Raw genomic sequence first — 18,203 nt, 5'->3', positions numbered from 1 at the left:
TCTTGTGCTTGATACATCACTCGTTACGCAATTAGAAAATGCCATTAAAAGAGAAATCGCCGACATTTTTAAGGAAATTTCTCAGCTGATCACTGCTACATACACAGATGTAAATTCTGACCTTGCTCAAATTGATTTTAAGTGGCTTGATCAGCAAATTCTGGACAAGTTCAATATCCATAGAGCAGTTTTAGAGCAGCTCTGCCAAATATCCAAATTTAAGGACAATGCTGCAGATTACCTTCAATTCTGTTTTAAACAAGTGAAACGGATTTGTAACGAGAAAAACCAGCAGTGGCAAAAGGATTACCCTTCCTATGCCGAGAGCTATGAGATTAAGTTGCCCGATTGGATAGTCTACACATCTAAACGTCTAGACAACGTTTTTTCAGGACGAAAGTTACAGCAGGGTACTATGCTCGTCGAGGTAAAAGAAAAACTGTATGTGAATTGGGCGGATTATCTCAAACAACAAACTCAAGGTATCCTCTTATACTCTACGGCTAAAGAGCAACAAAAATTAGTGAATACCTTGTTTGAATGTCTGTGTATTTCATTAATTTTTGATCAGGGATGCATGCAACCTGAACGACTGATAGCCATTCATGATGCGATTTTTCATATGAACCTGGATAGTGGCTTGCTTCCGATCTATTCAGGTGACGAAAAGGTTCAAAAAGCTTATGTCTTTTCATACACGTTGCCCTCGACAAAGTATGGCAACATCTATCGTCAGGATGGCGAAGAAGAGGCGGAGTTATGGCAAACCCAAAACATTTATTTCAATGCCTTTGCGATGCTATGTTATCGACGGATTCAGGAGCTAATTAATAGATCGCAAGGGCATGAATTACAAAGCACTTCGCCATTGCTGTGCTGGGAAAAAGAACAGAGTGAAATTGAAACGGGGAATCAGCCTGAAGCCTTACTGCTAGAAAAACTTAAAATCCATTTAAACATTGTACTGAATATGGCGGAGGAGGGGGACTCTAGAAAAGGACGTGAGGATCAGCCATTTGCACAGCTTAATCACGTGAAGCTATTTTTAAAAGGCTTGGAAAAGACCGGTTTTGCCATTTTTAAGCATATGGATTATGTCTTGTGGCAAGAGATTCCTAATCTGGATGTGTTAAGTACCAGTGTACTGAACAATCAGATCATCACTTCGCCTTTAATCTATGAGCAGTATACACAGCTCTATGATCAACTCGATAACTGGAAAACCATTCAGACCAGAATTAGAAACCTTGGCAAAAATAACCAATTTTTAGAATTGGAGATGCCTACAGTTACAGTCAAAACATTTCATGATCGACGAACCGGTCAACGCCATGAGCTGAAATCCTGGCTTTTATCTTTTCATTGGGATATCAAACCCAAACAGCTTGCGGATCAACTCCAAGAAAAAATACATAAATCTGAGGACTATAAATCTGCGTATGAGGCTGGAAATGGCGAGTACCTGGATTATGTAGTGGCTATTGCACATTTACGTGTGTGTCAGTGGTTAAAAAACGAATTTGCTTATCAGGAGGGGAAAGGAGCGATTAAAGTCTCCACGATCAAGCGTTACTATAGTAGTTTCGTGCTTGACTTACTTTGTTATGTTCTAGAGAAACAGATCAATCTAGATACAGCCACTGAAGAGCAGTTTGAGGAAATGTATCGCACGATTGTTGAAGAAAAACTGCTGAATGATCAGAAAAATCATAAAACGACCGCCCAAACCAACAACAATAAAAAATACAATACCTCGGGTTATGCCTTTGATCGGCTGAAAGCCTTTCACCAATACTTAGTCAAGAATCATCGTGCACCGATTGTGCAATATTTATATGAACGTCAAAGTGACGGTTTATTTTTAAAAACCAGACTCATTAGTCCGCAGATGTTTCAATTGATGATACGGATTCTTAGAGAATACCCAGAAGCTTTGGGGCTGACTGAGCAGGATGCAACCTGTCTAGAATGGGTCTATACATTGGCATTTAGACTGGGCTTGCGTATTGATGAAGCTGCCGGGATCTGTATCGATGATTTTGTATCTCCGCAGTTACGAAAACATCCTGACAATCGACAGTTCTATTATGTGTTTGAATCCGCTTTAGATCAGCAGAAAGACGATCGATCTGACCATAAAATGAGAAAAACAATGGGTGATATTGATGATCTCACCCTTAGGATTCGTCTAAATTCTGAGCGTGATCTGAAAAGTGATAATGCCACGCGTCAGTTTGATTTAGTTCATTTTTTAGCACCGGACGAGTTCACAGGATTTTGTCGCTTTTATCAAAACCAGTTACCTGGCTCTAAAGCGACTGCAGCAGTCTGCAATAGAAAAATCAAACAGCTCTTTATGCTGGGTGAACAACCTTTATCCAGTACAAATTTATCAAAAATTACCCAGTTGCTGTTTAATACTGTATTAGGGACAAACGATCATCAATATACCTTTCATGCTTTCAGGCATAGTACCGCTTCACATTTGGCTATCCTTTTAAAAGGCAGCATAGCACTGGTACGTTGTTTTACTGACTATGATTCCGAGTTTGGGCGTAAGCTTAAAAAGCACATTTTACCCAATATGAAGGATGCTTCATCGCGTAGTGCACAAGCCTGGTCTCGACTTGCGCATCTGATGGGGCATGAAGACATTCGGATCACTGCAAGACATTATCTGCATCATCTGAGTATCCTGATTGCTGACATGTTTTATCAAGCAAACCGTGAATATTCACCTCAATTGATCAAGGCATTATTAGGCGATAGTCAGTTGATGCATCGCGATTTCAAAGTTGAATTTCAGTCGAATGAAAGAGATATTTTAAAATTGATGAAGAAGATTCATTCACACACAGAAAATAATTCTCAAACTTCTGCATTAAAGAGCAAGAAAAAGCAGAAGCAGCCTCAACAGCAGGAAGTGTTTTTATACCGTGAAACATTTTTAGATGAATACCAGAAGTGGTCGGAAAAAAAGAACAAGCAACGATCGATCCTGAAGTATTGAAGTTCATTCAATCGATCAGCCAGCCGTTTTCTCTCTATACAAATCACTTCAAAAATGATGCTAATCATGAGGATATTATCGGTTTTACTTGGAGTAAAATGGTGACATGGTCTACTCTCTATGAGATTGAGCAACCTTTTAACTTAAATGAAAATGTAAACCAGAAAGATCTTAAACATTTTTTTGATTGTTTAGAAAATAAAATTTCACTTGAAAAAGATCGTCCTATTTTGAACTTTAAGGCATCATCTAAAAATGACTTGATTGACTATCAAAGATTCTTAGATTTTATCAATAAAATTTATTCAAAAGATTCAGATAATTTTGAATCGGATAAATATGATCCGAGTGAATTTAATAATGTAAAAATCGGAGAGGAGAAAATAAAAAAATATAAAATATGGAATAAAAAAGATAATAATTTTATTCAAAAGATGCTGTTGCAAAGCGTCTTTTACAAGATGAAAGAGTGCTGAGAGTATCAAAAAAGAGTGCTGAGAGGTTCTATCAGAGGTTTAGCATATGAACGGAAATTTATCAAAAAAAATACATTGAAAACATATGGATATTGTTTTTAACTTTGCAACTTGGTTTTTCTTAGTATTTCTTTGCAGATAATCTGGTTTTTTGCGCTCAAAAATGGGGAAGTTTAGGGGGGGATTTCACCCCCATTTTTAGCTTTTTTGAGTGGTTTTAGACAGAAATGCAAATCTTTTTGAGAAATTTTTTAATATTTAATCTTTGTTAAAGTTAATAGAGGTATCTCGAAATTATTGTTCATTTAAATAAAGTATTTTATTGGTTTTAATGTGATCAATTGGATTAAGTGTTAATTTATAGTAAATGGAGTTTTTATGGTTGTGAAAATCTGTTTTAGGGGGTTGATTTTAATTGATTGAAAATTTTTGGTATTTTTAAAAGGATGATTCTAGCTTTTAATTTATTTAGTAGGATGCTGTTTAAAACCTAAGTGCTGTGGTTACATAAAGAATAGAAAGATGGAATTACTCTAAAAAATATAAATTAGAGATATAACTCTTTCAATAATTTGATGCAACCCAACTTGGTTTCCATCAGACTTTTGCGATGATCACCTGACTACTTTTTCCAGAATGTTCTTCCTAGAAGTTTGAATGTTTTTAAGAATTCATTTACTTATAAAGATCTCTATTTTTTATCTTTCCATGATTCTATGTTTTTTTAGCAGAGTACAAGTATGTGCCAGTCGATCTAAAATGACTTGTCTGTAGCATTTCGTATCATAGACTCCCCATCGGTATATAAGGATTCAATGTGCTCCTCAGATGAAATGTGATTTAGTAAATCACCAGGGGGAGTACCTGATATTATTTGTTGTGAGCAGTGCCTTTTAGGAAGGTTGTAGCAATATTCTAATGTGGAGCTTGCGCCATGGATATTGATATTCAGGTTGATGTTTATAACGTTTCCACTCAACTTACGTATTTTGAAATTTTGAATCAATCAATTTTTTGAATTTTTTAGGTAGTATACAAGAGTTGTCAAATGGTGTGATGCAATTGAAATAGTAATCTCAGCGTTAAATAATTTAACAGATTTAGAAATCCCATTAATTGAAAAATGGAGGCGAACTAAATGAAGGATACGTATATAGAGGCAGATCATTGTATTCAAGAAGCTTTGCAAGGGAGTATTGTTCACTTAAACGATAATTTATATTTAGTAAGTGCTGAAAAAGCCTTACAGCAAGTCCTTATACCTGAGCATGTTTGCTGTACAGCACCATACTGGATCATTGGATATGAGTTGCCTAAGCCGATTCAAAATAAACAGGAGTTAGAGTCATTATTTGCATGGCATAACTTTTTTATTGAATTTGCCAGCAATGCTGATGAATTTAAAGATTTCAATCCTAGAGATGAGTGATTAACCCTTATAGTGTCTTATCCATTCTAATTTTTAAATTTATTAGTGTGAGTACACGATAACTTCAGTCTGAACTGGATATAAAAGGATGATTTGTGACTAGAAGTGTAAAGAAGCAACTCAGTTTCTTTTTAATCGTACTTTTCGGAGTGATTAGCTATAATTATGTAGCTACTCGCCCAGTAGAAAATACAGCGGTGAATTCCAACGTTCGAGAGCGTGAGCGAGCATTTATACAAAAACGCGCTGAATACATAAAAAGTCACGGCGAGACAAGTATAGCTGAGCAAGAAATTAATAAAGAATTGGCACTCAGAAGAGGGTATTCTTTAATTTTAATGAGTAGTTCATCTTCGTTTCAGAGTGTTGAAGAGCCAGACATTGGGCAACCTGTAAAGTGAGGTGAATATTAGGTGAGATTGTATTGCTTCTAAAGAGAGAGCAAACATAACCGCTGAATCCTCAGTGAAAAAGCATCAAGATGAAGTAATAAAAGATAATTATCTCAGGTTGATACTAAATGCAATTCATTATCTTCCTATGAAAGTCATTAGAACTGATCGAAATATAATTTAGTTTCTAGAGGATTGATTTTAAATACAATGATCAAACTTTATTTCATCGCTGTGATTTTAAAGGGGGGATTATCGGATAGCTAGATCATACCTAATTTCAATTTATGTCGTAATTTGTTAGTCTTAATTTCAAATAAACAGCAAGGAGATAACTGTTGTCTAGAAAAATAATAATGACTACAAATGAAAGGCGTCTACATGCTCTAAATCAAATGCGTGCTAGCTACCGTGGCGAACAGCTTCTAAAACAAGATAGAATTAACCACATTCAACATGGTGTAGTCGTTCAGTCTCATGAAATTTCTCTCAATGATAGAGATCATACTCTGTGTGATGATTTATCAATAGAAATAGATGAATGTGACATCTTAAAACAAACGTCTGAGACTATGTATGCAACTACAGGCGATACAATTTGGTTAAGTTTTTAAATTTACATTAAAAGTTATGATGCGATCTTAATGAGAGAAGTTCAGAGTGTCTTTAGGAAGTGCTCAATGGATATTTCTTGTTCCACGCAAAAGACACCATAGTGTTTATCCATTTTTATATCTCCTAAGTTAACTTTATGTTAGCTTTAGAGCGAATCGTTGCCCATTGTTTTGGCTAGGATCAGATGACGTTACATTTGACCATGATTTTAAGCATAGCTTAGTGATTTCTATATAGACTTTATAACTGAGTAGGGATATAAAATGTCAGAAGATAATTCAGATTTGATTACTCTAGAAATAGATTTGACTACGATGCAACTCGCTAAAAATGCGGCTTCTGCTTTAGGTTATGAATCCGTAGAGAAGTATTTAATTATGTTGATCAAAGAGCATTCACCCCAAATATTAAATAAAGGCTCAAATTAAATTATTTAATTTTTTTATCACTGAAAGAGTTTTTGATAAAGTTATGTGATTGTATTTTTAAGCATATTGGTTTGAACAAATTAATTTCTGTACATAAGATGAAATTGTTGCAGCAAAACTTATGACCATGCGTAGGGAACCTGAATTCTCATAGGTAAGAAGTTATTGTTATAAAGTGCTGAAATTTCTTATAGGCTTTATTTTGCCCATTTTATGGTGGGTTACATAAGAGGTTTTTAAGCCGATCATCAATATGAATGCTTTTCCTAAACCTATTTAGCTCGTCACCATTTTGCCCTAGGAAAGCGAAATGAATAGCTAAAAATATTTGGTGAAAAATGAGTCAGCCTATTATAAATACTTCTTCCAGTTTTCCTTTACGAGGTGTGCAACTTTTAAGGCAAGATAAAATTTAACTGATTCAACATGCTGTAGTCATTCAGTCGCATGAAATTTCTATTAAAGATAGTGATCATACTCTGTGTGATGATTTATCAATAGAAATTGATGAGTGTGACATCTTAAAACAAACGTCTGAGACTATGTATGCAACTACAGGTGATACAATTTGGTTAAGTTTTTAAATTAACATTAAAAGTTATGATGTGATCTTAGTGAGAGAAGCTCAGAGTGTCTTTAGGAACTGCTCAATAGATATTTCTTGTTCCACGTAAAAGACACCATTTTGATCTGCTTTCATTTTTTTAATTGAATTACCTTGAAGTTTATTGATCTCGAGTAGATCTTTAAGCATTTGTTCTGAAAGTTTATTCCTTCTATCATTTTCTGAATCTAAATGAATTGACATGAGTTTCTCCTAATTCATGGCGAAGAATCTAAATCATCAGTTCTACAGGAATTTTGATATTAGAGTTGATTTAGATTGGTTCAACTCAAGTATGACAACTTAAACTTCGATGATCAAATTTTCTCTAAATCCATTTTTTCCCTGCTCCTGTGGATAACCTAAAGGATTGATTACTAATCTACATCCGTCGACTATAGTATCCACTGATGTGTGGGTATGTCCAGAAATCCAAAGTTTGAAGCCTTTTACATCTAGGTCATTAATAAAATAGGGATTGAGGGCTGATGCAACAGGATGCGTACCCCAATATGGATCAAGACAAGCTAAATGAGGCGGGAAGTGCGTAATGACAATCACATTATCTTTATCCTTAAATTGCATAATATTTTGATGATATTTTTTAAATAGTTCAATGTAGTCATTAGCAGTTATCGTTCGATGCTCACTGCCAATCATGATTTGATCAAAATCATAAATCGATTGTTCAGCATCTTTTTGAGACTGTAAAAGTACGCTAGGAGATGTAAGTGGGGAATTGGAGCGGAAGTTCGTAAATAATGTGCCGCCAACAAATATTTTATCTCGTATTTTGATATGGTTATCATCAAGTAGTGAATTTTTAGGGTAATTTTCTTTCAAGAAATCTACGATTGAATTGTAGTTAGAGCTGTAGTAATCATGATTACCTAAAACAAAGATAAATTTTTTATTCAGAGATTTACATTTTTCGGCAAACTCAATTGCACCACTTAAGCGATTAGAAAAATCGCCAGCATGAATAATGACATCAGCTTGCTCTGATATTGAATATTTAGAATTGTGAGTATCCGATAAAATTTGCAGTTTCAATCTACTTCCCTTATTAAAATACGCCGTTCAAATATATACATCTTCATTCGAATAAGTTTACATCAACTAAATATTAGAAATTATAAGATACTCATCTGTATTCTTAAGCCTCTAAAAATATAGGTAATTATTTTTGAATCAATTGATCAAATATTAATCATAAAATTTGACCAATTGAATTTATGCACATAAGATAAAGATGTTACAGCAAAATCTGTGACCAGGCGTGGAAACCTGAATTTACTACAGAAGCAGTAAACCGCTTTGGCGGTTTTTTGCGTTAACTATGTTTAGTCTATCGTAATGGTAGGCCAAGCAGGGCAGTCTATGACTGGCCGTCTTCTGTAGTACGGTATTTCCACCCCTGTTTGGCTTGCCTCCATCTCGTGGAAAAGTTGGAAGCTTGTTTGTAATTAATTACTACAGGAACTAGACATGAACACTTTCTATAATATCCTTTATTTTCTCCAAGCTATTTCTTCTGTTCTTAAAGAATAAAATTTTCGAAATAAATTTTCGTCATGTTTAATTAATTTTACTTTTATAAATTTCGTAATCTTACGAGATATAGAGAAGTATTGCCTAGAGAAAATAAAATGGCCCGTACTAAGCTTTTAACCAATATTATTCAAAGAAAAATGATGGTGCTTGACGAAATGTCGCACTCAAATCTGCACCATAACTTTGAAATATCACTTTATGACTTCGCCAACCATGAGATCCTAGAAAAACTATATAAGGCAGACAATCAACGCTCCACAGAGTGTTGGAGCCCTGCTGAAATTCAGGAGTTTATTCTAAACTGTTTGAATGATCGTAATGTCAATTTATGCGTTCGCTATTGGAAAGATGCCACTAGCAATATTTATATCATCGATGGTGGGCATAGGATATCAATCATTTATGCTTGGATCAAAAGATACTTTATTGATGAGCAGGTAGTAGGAGCCCCAAAATTTACGACACCACAAAAACGAGATATTCGTCAGATTCGTAATCGATTAGGTGGATTAGCTGATTTTCAAGAGTTATGTAGCGATTCTGAGTTTCAGCAAAAATTGAAATCAACCAAAATTAATTTTATTGAAGTCATTGGGACACCTGAGGAAGCTCGAAAAGCCTTTTCTTCAATCAATTCGGATACGAAACGATTAGATCCAGATGAAGAATATCATTTACAAAATAGGGGAAGTGATGCTTTTTATGTGATTTATGCGTGTTGTTATATAAACGATAATAAATCCAACTTGGCTGAACTGAATTACGAGCGGATAAATGAAGTGATCTCTTTGGGTGAGCAAATTCATGATCATCTTTTTAAGATAATACTTTTAGAGCCGGATTTAACACACGGTAAAAAAATCGGCTTGGTCAATGAACTCCTGAATATCATGTTTGGTGATACTTGTCAGAATAATGTGAGTATAGACCAAGGTCAGCGTGTAGAAAATTTAATGCTAAAACTTAGAGTTGTGCTGTGTCGTATCGCTACACCAGCAATTAGTATTCGGATTCCAAGTCTGGGCTTACACCCAAAACTATATTTTTATAAAGATAATCGTTTTCAAGTGACATCCTTTTTGGCCTGGTTCTCTATCGTCTGTGAAATTGAAGAAGACTGTTTTGAAATACAGAATAAGAAGTTAGATTTTATTGGTTTTACCCGAGCACGCCGTGGTGTTGAAAGTTTAATTGAAAAAATTCCTGTGGCCATCAAAGAAACTGTCGGTAAGTTTGGTAGCGGGATCAGATCACATGAGCGATTGAAGAACGTGTATCAAGCCTTTATCTGTATTGGACTTAATATGGATTTAGATTTTGAAGATGAAGTTTGTTTGAACACCGTCATTCTTTCGATGAGTCAATCATTTGATTATATTAATTTTAATGATTTTTACCTTGAACGTTTTGGTGGTGATTATGATGAGAGGATTGTTGATGATGTTGTGAACTTTGTGAAATCAGTAAGACCATCAAAGAAGAAAAAACCTCTAAATTTTTCAATCGCTACTAAAAGAAATCTGTATCAACGTGAGGAAAAGAAAACATGGAGCTATTGCGAAGTATGTGATAGCGCTCTATACCTTGAATCGACTGAAGTAGATCATCGAGAATCGAAAGCAGAAGGTGGTTACGGTATTCTAGAAAATGGAGCAATTATTCATCCTATATGTAATCGTTTCAAGTCGGATCGTGATTTGGATGAAGTAAGGGCTGATTTATTTGAATAGTTTGATGTATACAAAATGATAGAGAGCTTTTGCTTTCTATCAGTATATTTAAATATTATTAAAAACGATTGTGTTTTCTGTATATCATTTAAATTTAACAATAATTTAAAATATTTAGTGTTAATTTTTTCAATCAATTGAATATCATCTACAATAATAGTACTCTCCCTGGAGAAATTTCTCCAGTGAATCTTTGTTGCAATGAAATCTGATATTTTTAATTTACATTTTTCGGGTCATGAAACCTTTGCACTACGCTATGGTTGGCTAAATAAAGCATATAATAATTTTAGTTTAAATGAAAAAGATATTGAAAAACAAGTTGTTGAGCTTGGTGTTGGTAAAAACATGGTTAACAGTATTAAATACTGGGCTGAAGTTTCAGGGTTGGTGCCGCTCAAAGATTCTGAGAATAGTAAACAAAACTATAAAACTGCAATAAGTGAAATTTTTGCAAAATATGATACTTACTTAGAGTTGAATGAATCTACTTGGTTACTACACTATTTTATTCAAAAAAACTTTACTGATCTAACACTTGCTCGCTGGTATTTTAATTATTGTAATAAACAAGTCTTTGAGAAATCTGAATTACTTAGTGATCTTATATTTTGGCTTGAAACAAACGGTTTGAAGCTACCTTCGGAAGCGACTTTGCAGAAAGATTTAGATTGTTTCATTCTTTGTTACTCAAAAAAACTAAGTAAGAAACAGCTTAATGAAGATGCTTTTATTTCGCCATTAAATGAACTAAATCTAATTTATCAGGTGGATTCTCATAAGTTTAAAGCTGATCTACTTGAGCAAAAAAATCTTTCAGTGGATATATTTTTATATTGCTTAACAGATTTTTGGCAAACGCATTTCTCGGAAGCTCCTTCACTAAGTGTAGATATGATTTCGACTTATCCTGGAAGCCCTGGTCGTTTATTTCGTTTAAATAATGCATCGGTTGATTATTTCTTAAATCAATGTGCAGTTATTGACGATCGTTTTAACTGGACTGATACATTAGGAATGCGAAGCTTATCTTGCTTGGATATCAAAAATGTAAATTTAAACGAACTACTGGCTAATATTTATCGTGAGTATCAGAAATGAATCAAAACTATAAATTAAATCATTACTATGAAATTCACGTAAACCATCTACTTTCGACACGACTTGATAGTGACATATCGAAGGAATTTTTTGAGCGAGTAATTTTTCATGGAACAGCGTACAACTCATTGAAAACAATAGTTGATTCTTTTTATGAAAACACTCAATCCGCTTTTACTTTGACAGGTGGATATGGCACGGGTAAATCTACTTTAGCAGCGATTTTATCAGGGCTTTTACATCCAAATGATGAAATTAGAGTGGCTGCTAGAGCCCTAGTACAAGATTCTGATTTACTTAAGCAAATTGATAAAAATTTCAAGTTATCTAGTGATAAACCTTGGTTGATTATTAAAGCAGTCGGAGGGGTAACTTCACCTGTTGAGCTGTTTTATAAATCCATCCTAAAAGCACTTCAAGATGCTAATCTTATGGATGTGTTTGAAGGTGACTTATTTTTTCTGCCAGATCAGATAGATAGCGATCATCAATTAATTGAATGGATTGATGAAGTATTTAGAGCATTAGATGGAAGAATTTCGGGTAGTTTACTTATCTTAGATGAGATGGGTAAGCTTTTAGACCATATTGCTAGAAATAATGGTGATCTACATTTATTCCAGGATTTATCTGAGAGAATCAATAGACTTTCTACTAAGCAGTGTCCTTTTATCTTTTTAGGGATTTTGCATCAGGCGTTTGCTGACTATGCAAGAGGGATGAGTCATCATATCGCTTTAGAATGGACTAAAATTCAAGGTCGTTATGTTGATATCTCATATCGAATTTCATTAGATGAATCGGTCGCACTTGTTTCTAAAACAATAAAAGCAAGAGAAACTCAAATTCCAGAAGCTATTACAGCTGTAAATAATGCCTTAGTAACTAAAGTTGTAGGTTCTATTAAATCTCGATTGACAGAGAATAGTCCAAAACTGAATGTATATCTGCAAGAGGCATTGCCACTACATCCATTAACTACGGTACTTCTGGGGATTATTTCTAAAAGTAGCTTTAGTCAAAATGAACGTAGTATTTTTAGTTTTCTCTTGTCAGTCGAACCTTTTAGTTTTAGAAAGTTTCTAGAGTCAGAAGTTAATCTAAACTCAACTTACACGATTGTTGATTTATGGGATTACTTAAGTCAAAACTTGCAACACCAAATCCTAAGTTCTAAAGAAGGGCATTTATGGGCAATCGTTGAAGAAACTCTAACTTTACTTAGTAAAAATCTAAGTAAAAAAGAGGGTTTAACTCCGGAAAGTGAAGAGTTATATCCTAACGTGATTAAAGCAATTGCAATGCTTAATATGTTTGGTAAGTCTTTAGGTATTTATCCGTCAGTAGATTTAATTGCTCACGCATTACCATCTTCATCAAAAAACCTAGAAATTCTCCCTGTATGTTTAAAGAATCTAGAAGATTGGGGAGTGATTACTTATTGGAATCGTACAAAGTCTTATGAAGTTGTTGAGACATCTGAACTCAATATTCAGCAATTGTTACAAGAGAAGTTAGAGGCATTAAGTAACCAACAAAATTATTTTGAGCACATCAACTATAAGGGCAATTCAGTACTTGCAAAACGCCACTACCATGAAAGGGGGGTAATGCGTTGGATGGATCAGCATCTAGTAAATGATCTTCCTGGACTAGAACGTCTCATAAGTAAATCTGAATTTATTAAGTCAAAAGCTTTTGCGCACTTTGTTTTAATAACAGATCAAGCTCTCAATTCAACGAAACTAATTGAATTATCAAAGGAACATTCTCGTATTGTTATTGCTAAGTTAGATAAAATTAGTGAATTATTAAGCTGGTCCAAAGAAATTTATGCACTAAATGAAATTTTTAGAGAATTGCCAAAACTGATGCTGGACACTGTTGCGAAAAAAGAATATGAGCAACGGTTAAATTATGCATATCAACAGGTCGATGATCTATTTAGTCAGTCATTTGAATCAGTGGAATGGTACTGTAAGGGAAACCTTTTAAAGGGTAAGTCTTTATCCATTATTGTCTCTGATTTGGCTGATGAGCTATATCAATCATGTCCGAAAATCCTAAACGAATTGGTTGTTCGACATGATGTTTCTAGCTCTGCAGCTGCTGGTCGTAAAAAACTATTAGAAAATATGTTGGAGAATTCGAATCAAGAAAATTTAGGTATCGAAAAGTTCCCACCAGAAAAAGCAATTTATTTGTCTTGTATTAAACAATTAGGCTTACATCAGTTTAATGTGGAGAAGATGGAATGGGTATTTGATTTTCCTGTCTTAGATGAATCTAATAGAGATCAAAGTGAAAATTTAGAGCGTGTTTCGAAATTATTTCAACATGGATATAAAATTTTCACAGATACAAAGTCTTTAGTTCCTTTAACAGAGCTTTATAAAGTATGGTCAGATACGCCATTCGGTATTCCTCAAGGTGTATTACCAATATTTGCTTTAACCCTTTTGTTGGCTAAAGAAAAGAGCCTTGCTTTTTATGATAAAGATGTAACTCAAGAATTTAAGTTTATTAGTGAAATTGATGATGAGTACATCAATAAGCTGGTTAAGCGACCTCATGAGATTGCGGTTAAATATATTAAAGAGCCTGCTGAAAAAAATAGGTTTATCAATCTTCTAGCAAATAGCATTAAAGATATTTTTGACAAAAATATAGAGGCTACCCCTTTAGCTGTAGCACGCTTTCTAGTTTCATACACTGTGAAGCAGTCTAGTTGGGCTAAGTTTTCTAAGGATAAAGAATATTTTGACGAGAAGGTGCAGTTATTAAGATCATTCCTTGTTAAGGCAGATGATCCTTACAAATTGCTTTTTGAAGACTTGTATGATGTGCTTGAGGTTTCTACAAGATCTGATGATCTAGTTCTTGCAGATCTATCAAATTTACTTGGTAGTTTTATGGGTGCAAAGCCAAATCTACTTAAAAATTTTGAAGGTAGATTACGTAAAGAACTCGGTAATATCACCCCTGAAATCATTCAAGAAGCAGATGCAGTGAGCAAGTTTGCAGCTGATTGGAAAATGAAAAAATTTGCGGAACATCTATCTAGAAGCTCAAAAGAGTCAACTCAATGGTTGTCAAATTTAATTACATTGCTGGGTCAGATACCAGAAAAAGATTGGACAGATGATAGTCTGAAAAAAGCTTTTGAAGCTTTGCCTGGTTATGTCCAAAGATTTAAGCAACTAAGCTTTTTTGCTAGAAATGCTGAGAAATCAGAACAAATTTCATCTAATAAGCGATCCTTAGCAGTAATTATTAACACGGATCAAGGTCTTGAAGAATATAACCGAGACGTCATTGTAGATTCGACTATTGAGGATGATTTAAAAAAATTGCAAAAAGAGCTACTTAAAAAGGTGAATACTTTTGACCTAAGTGATGATGCTAAAGCAATGGTATTATATGGGTTGCTTAAAGATTATTTACATCCGATTGGTGAGGACAAAGCATGACCCTTGAAAAACCAGTAAAACATGTCCTAGGGCTTTCTGGTGGTAAGGATAGTGCTGCGCTTGCTGTCTATATGCGAGACCACTATCCTGAGTTAGATATTGAGTATTTTTTCACAGATACTGGTAAAGAATTGCCTGAAGTCATGGATTATCTAAACCAATTAGAATCTTACCTAGGTAAACCAATTTTGCGCTTAGGTTCAGATAAAGATTTCGATTACTGGTTGAAGGAATATAATCATTTTCTTCCGTCTGGCCATCAACGCTGGTGTACTGTTCAGATGAAATTAGTACCATTCGAGAAGTGGGTAAAACCATTTCTTGATGAAGGGTACGAAATTATTAGTTATGTTGGGATTCGTGCAGATGAGCCTTGGCGTGAAGGTTATGTGCCAACTCAAAAATTCTTAACGACCAAAATGCCATTTGCTGAAGATGGTCTAGTTAAAGAGGATATTATTAATATTCTAGAAGGAACTGGATTAGGTCTTCCTAAATATTATGAATGGCGTTCACGTAGTGGTTGCACATTCTGCTTTTATCAAAGAAAGATTGAATGGGTGCGTTTGAAGGAAAGACATCCTGATAAATTTGAGGAAGCAAAGTCCTACGAAAAAAAGTTGAATGATGATAAATCTACAAATGGTGAAACTTATTATTGGATGGGTAAAAATACACCGTTAACTACACTTGAAGATCCAGATCGTGTGGCGCAAATTAAAGCTGACCATGAGAAAAAGCTTGAGAGATTTAAGAAGAAGCGTCGTCGTAATGCGCTATATGATGATCAATTGATTGAAATGATTGATTTAGATGCACTGTATGACGATATCGAGGGTGGTGGTGCTTGTGTGACATGTTATAAATAAAAAATAACTCGCCTTTCGGCGAGTTATTTTTTATTTAGTGTATGTTAAACATATTGAATATATTATAATTTTTTAAAGGGTATTCATTTATTATAGGTTTGAGATGGCTGACGTAACGTCTGCATTTGATGCGCATTCACTGAGTGTTTTTGATCTATTTAGTAAGCCGGGACAATTTTTGTATGTTCCATCTTATCAACGAAAGTATTCTTGGGGGAAAGATAAAACTACTAAATTTCTAAATGATATCTTAAATGGATTTGGTAAATTATTAAATGATCAGGAATCTTATACATTTTTAGGATCTATCATTACTGTTGCTGGAATTGAGAGTGAAAGTATATACCCTAGGATTGATGCACATATACCTTCCAATGTTATTAGTGTAATTGATGGACAGCAACGTACTACTACCTTACTCATTATAGCCACTGTTTTACATAATATGCTTGTAATAAAAGGTGAGAGCTTTATGACTGAGGATTTTCAGGAGAATAATCCTGAAGTAAATCATTGGTTGGAAGATATCACAGATGTTATAGGTCAGCTTTCCCATTTATATGAGGAAGATCAAAAATTCAATGCAGATAAGGTTTTTACTTATTATCCTAGAATGATAAGATCTTTTGAAGATTGTTGGTCAAAAAGACAGCGGGATGCTGAATATAAATCAGCAATAGCCTATTTATTACACTCTTATGGTATCCATTCAAGAAGTGAAAATAAAACTAAAAAACTAACTTTTGATAATTTAGCTAATGAAAATATTAAATCTACATTAGATGCTTTTAAAAATATTTTTGATCAGATTCAAAAAATATAAAAAAATCGATTCAAGGGGATGAAGATTCATTTGATATTCCATCCTTTGATGAGTTGCGTAGAGATAGAAGCCTGCAAGTGCAATTATTAAGATCCTCTTTCACTCAAGAAGTTGAAACATATCTAGATGTTAATGATACTAGTGGAGATCTGAAGGAATATATCTTACTTCTAATGATTTCTAATTATTTCATTAACTATGTTGCATTGACTGTAGTAACTGCAAAGGATGAAAAATATGCTTTTGATATATTTGAATCTTTAAATACTACAGGTGAACCTTTAACAGCTTTTGAAACATTTAAACCAAAAGTCATTCAAGATATTGGTATTACTAGATATTATAATGAAGAGTCTGAATTAAAAGGTTATTTGGATAATATTGAATTAGTCCTTGAACAAAATAACAATGAAAAAATCAAAAAATCAAAAACAAGTAATTTGGTGATTTCTTATGCTTCTTTATGGAATCATATGAAAATGTCCACAAAATTATCTGACCAACGTCAATTTTTTAAAGATAACTATGATGCTTTAGAATCAGGAATAACAGTAACAGACTCAAGATTTAAGTTTGTAAAATATCTAAGTCTTTTGAATGAGTTTATTTCAAAGATATGGTCAGGTGAGGTAGATAATTATCAAACTACTTATTTAGGTATTAATAGAAAAATTAGCGATCGTGCAAATCTTGGACTTGCATTTTTAAGAGAGCTTGATCATACCATCGTAATACCAATTCTAGCGAGATTTTATATAGAATATGCTGTCCGACTAGATTTTCAAAATTCAATAGGGGAGGGTAATAATGTTAAAAATGTGCTAATAGATAACTTTGAAAATGCTGTTCAAGCAATTGTAGCTTTCTCTACTCTTTGGAGATCGTCAAGAAAAGGTACAGCTGGAATTGACAATGTCTATAGACACTTAATGTCAACTAATATTGATGCTCTAAACTATAAAGCCTTATCTCTGAAGCAAACTGTAATTGGAAAAAGTTCTGAGGAATATTTTGAAAATGATGCGGTGAATCTTAATAAGCTGAAATTAGCCTTAAGATCATATATGAAAAATGATAGAAAATATCCAATAGTTAATAAGGATAATTGGGTTGAACGTTCAGCAAGATTACCTATATATGATGAGCCAAATTGTCTAACAAGATTGTTACTCTTAGCTGCAACTCACGATACTGTAGTAGATAGTACTTCGGGGGAATTAATAAAATCAGCTAGAAGTGGAGTTAATGATTTCTTAAATTATACAAATTGGATCAATAAAGATTTAAAAACAATTGAGCATATTTTACCTCAAAATTTAAATTCAGTTGATCTTCAGGTAATTAGGCTTGATGATGATCGAGATTTACATTTACTAGGTAATTTAACATTATTACCTCAGAGTGCTAACTCGATTGTGGGTAATAAATCCTGGTCTGATAAGCATATGATTTTTAAGCTTTTAACTTCAGTTAATCAAGAGGATATTGAAAATACTTCAAATCAATTGAAAACTAATAATATTGTTACCGAAAACCAAATTGATATTTTAAGAGGTTGGAATTACTTACCTATTCTTAAATATATTGTGGATCAACAATTTACAATAATTGATTCTAAGGCTATTCATGACAGGTCTAAAAGTATTGCAGGCCTAGCTTATGATGAACTAATAAAGTGGCTTGAATAACCGAATTAAAGAGG

At 33.7% G+C, this 18,203-nt stretch carries 14 protein-coding genes and 1 pseudogene; 12 read left to right on the top strand and 3 right to left on the bottom strand.

Features of this window, described 5'->3' with window-relative positions; translation table 11 throughout:
- Positions 1-4: 4 nt before the first annotated feature.
- Positions 5-3,010 (top strand): hypothetical protein, encoded by a 3,006-nt coding sequence (locus H2677_RS09110; RefSeq protein WP_228301647.1) that lies wholly within the window; start codon positions 5-7, stop codon positions 3,008-3,010.
- Positions 2,965-3,486: a hypothetical protein gene (locus H2677_RS16065; protein WP_228301646.1), complete on the top strand. Its 522-nt coding sequence runs from the start codon at positions 2,965-2,967 to the stop codon at positions 3,484-3,486. The genes H2677_RS09110 and H2677_RS16065 overlap by 46 nt, the downstream gene beginning before the upstream one ends.
- 547 nt (positions 3,487-4,033) lie before the next feature.
- Here H2677_RS16065 and H2677_RS16060 read toward each other — a convergent pair.
- Positions 4,034-4,342: pseudogene (locus tag H2677_RS16060) on the bottom strand (IS5/IS1182 family transposase); the annotation flags it as partial.
- Between the two features lie 282 nt (positions 4,343-4,624).
- On the opposite strand from H2677_RS16060, the gene H2677_RS09105 reads away from it, so the two are divergent.
- The 4 genes from H2677_RS09105 (at position 4,625) to H2677_RS09090 (ending at position 6,350) form a co-directional block, all read left to right on the top strand.
- Positions 4,625-4,915 (top strand): hypothetical protein, encoded by a 291-nt coding sequence (locus H2677_RS09105; protein WP_019384232.1) that lies wholly within the window; start codon positions 4,625-4,627, stop codon positions 4,913-4,915.
- 95 nt (positions 4,916-5,010) lie between these two features.
- Positions 5,011-5,316, top strand: a complete 306-nt coding sequence (locus H2677_RS09100) for a hypothetical protein (protein WP_019384233.1) — start codon at positions 5,011-5,013, stop codon at positions 5,314-5,316.
- 386 nt (positions 5,317-5,702) lie between these two features.
- On the top strand, positions 5,703-5,921 hold the full coding sequence (locus H2677_RS09095; RefSeq protein WP_228301645.1) for a hypothetical protein: 219 nt from the start codon (positions 5,703-5,705) through the stop codon (positions 5,919-5,921).
- Between the two features lie 264 nt (positions 5,922-6,185).
- Entirely contained in the window at positions 6,186-6,350 is a 165-nt protein-coding gene (locus tag H2677_RS09090) for a hypothetical protein (protein WP_019384235.1), read from the top strand.
- Between the two features lie 625 nt (positions 6,351-6,975).
- On the opposite strand, the gene H2677_RS09085 is transcribed toward H2677_RS09090, so the two are convergent.
- Positions 6,976-7,158 carry a hypothetical protein gene (locus H2677_RS09085; protein ID WP_019384236.1) on the bottom strand — a complete coding sequence of 61 codons (183 nt, stop codon included), beginning with the start codon at positions 7,156-7,158 and terminating at the stop codon, positions 6,976-6,978.
- Between the two features lie 99 nt (positions 7,159-7,257).
- On the bottom strand, positions 7,258-8,007 hold the full coding sequence (locus H2677_RS09080) for a metallophosphoesterase family protein (protein ID WP_019384237.1): 750 nt from the start codon (positions 8,005-8,007) through the stop codon (positions 7,258-7,260).
- 596 nt (positions 8,008-8,603) lie between these two features.
- Here H2677_RS09080 and H2677_RS09075 point away from each other — a divergent pair.
- The 6 genes from H2677_RS09075 (at position 8,604) to H2677_RS09050 (ending at position 18,189) form a co-directional block, all read left to right on the top strand.
- Positions 8,604-10,238, top strand: a complete 1,635-nt coding sequence (locus H2677_RS09075) for an HNH endonuclease (RefSeq protein WP_212638364.1) — start codon at positions 8,604-8,606, stop codon at positions 10,236-10,238.
- A gap of 201 nt (positions 10,239-10,439) precedes the next feature.
- The gene (locus H2677_RS09070; RefSeq protein ID WP_166323688.1) at positions 10,440-11,339 is read left to right on the top strand and encodes a DUF4007 family protein; all 900 of its coding nucleotides are present in this window, start codon (positions 10,440-10,442) and stop codon (positions 11,337-11,339) included.
- Positions 11,336-14,809, top strand: a complete 3,474-nt coding sequence (locus H2677_RS09065) for a P-loop NTPase family protein (protein ID WP_212638363.1) — start codon at positions 11,336-11,338, stop codon at positions 14,807-14,809. The genes H2677_RS09070 and H2677_RS09065 overlap by 4 nt, the downstream gene beginning before the upstream one ends.
- Positions 14,806-15,678, top strand: coding sequence for a phosphoadenosine phosphosulfate reductase family protein (locus tag H2677_RS09060; RefSeq protein ID WP_168417015.1), 873 nt, complete (start codon positions 14,806-14,808; stop codon positions 15,676-15,678). Before H2677_RS09065 ends, H2677_RS09060 begins: the two co-directional genes overlap by 4 nt.
- Before the next feature lie 103 nt (positions 15,679-15,781).
- Complete coding sequence (locus tag H2677_RS09055; protein WP_212638362.1) at positions 15,782-16,501, top strand: DUF262 domain-containing protein; 720 nt, start codon at positions 15,782-15,784, stop codon at positions 16,499-16,501.
- Positions 16,502-16,578: 77 nt separating this feature from the next.
- Positions 16,579-18,189, top strand: a complete 1,611-nt coding sequence (locus H2677_RS09050) for a GmrSD restriction endonuclease domain-containing protein (protein ID WP_212638361.1) — start codon at positions 16,579-16,581, stop codon at positions 18,187-18,189.
- Positions 18,190-18,203: the final 14 nt, after the last annotated feature.

It is taken from the genome of Acinetobacter junii (genome assembly GCF_018336855.1).
Lineage (GTDB): Bacteria > Pseudomonadota > Gammaproteobacteria > Pseudomonadales > Moraxellaceae > Acinetobacter > Acinetobacter junii.
The sequence above is the reverse complement of the archived record's forward strand: the minus strand, read 5'-3'. Positions and strand labels throughout refer to the sequence as shown.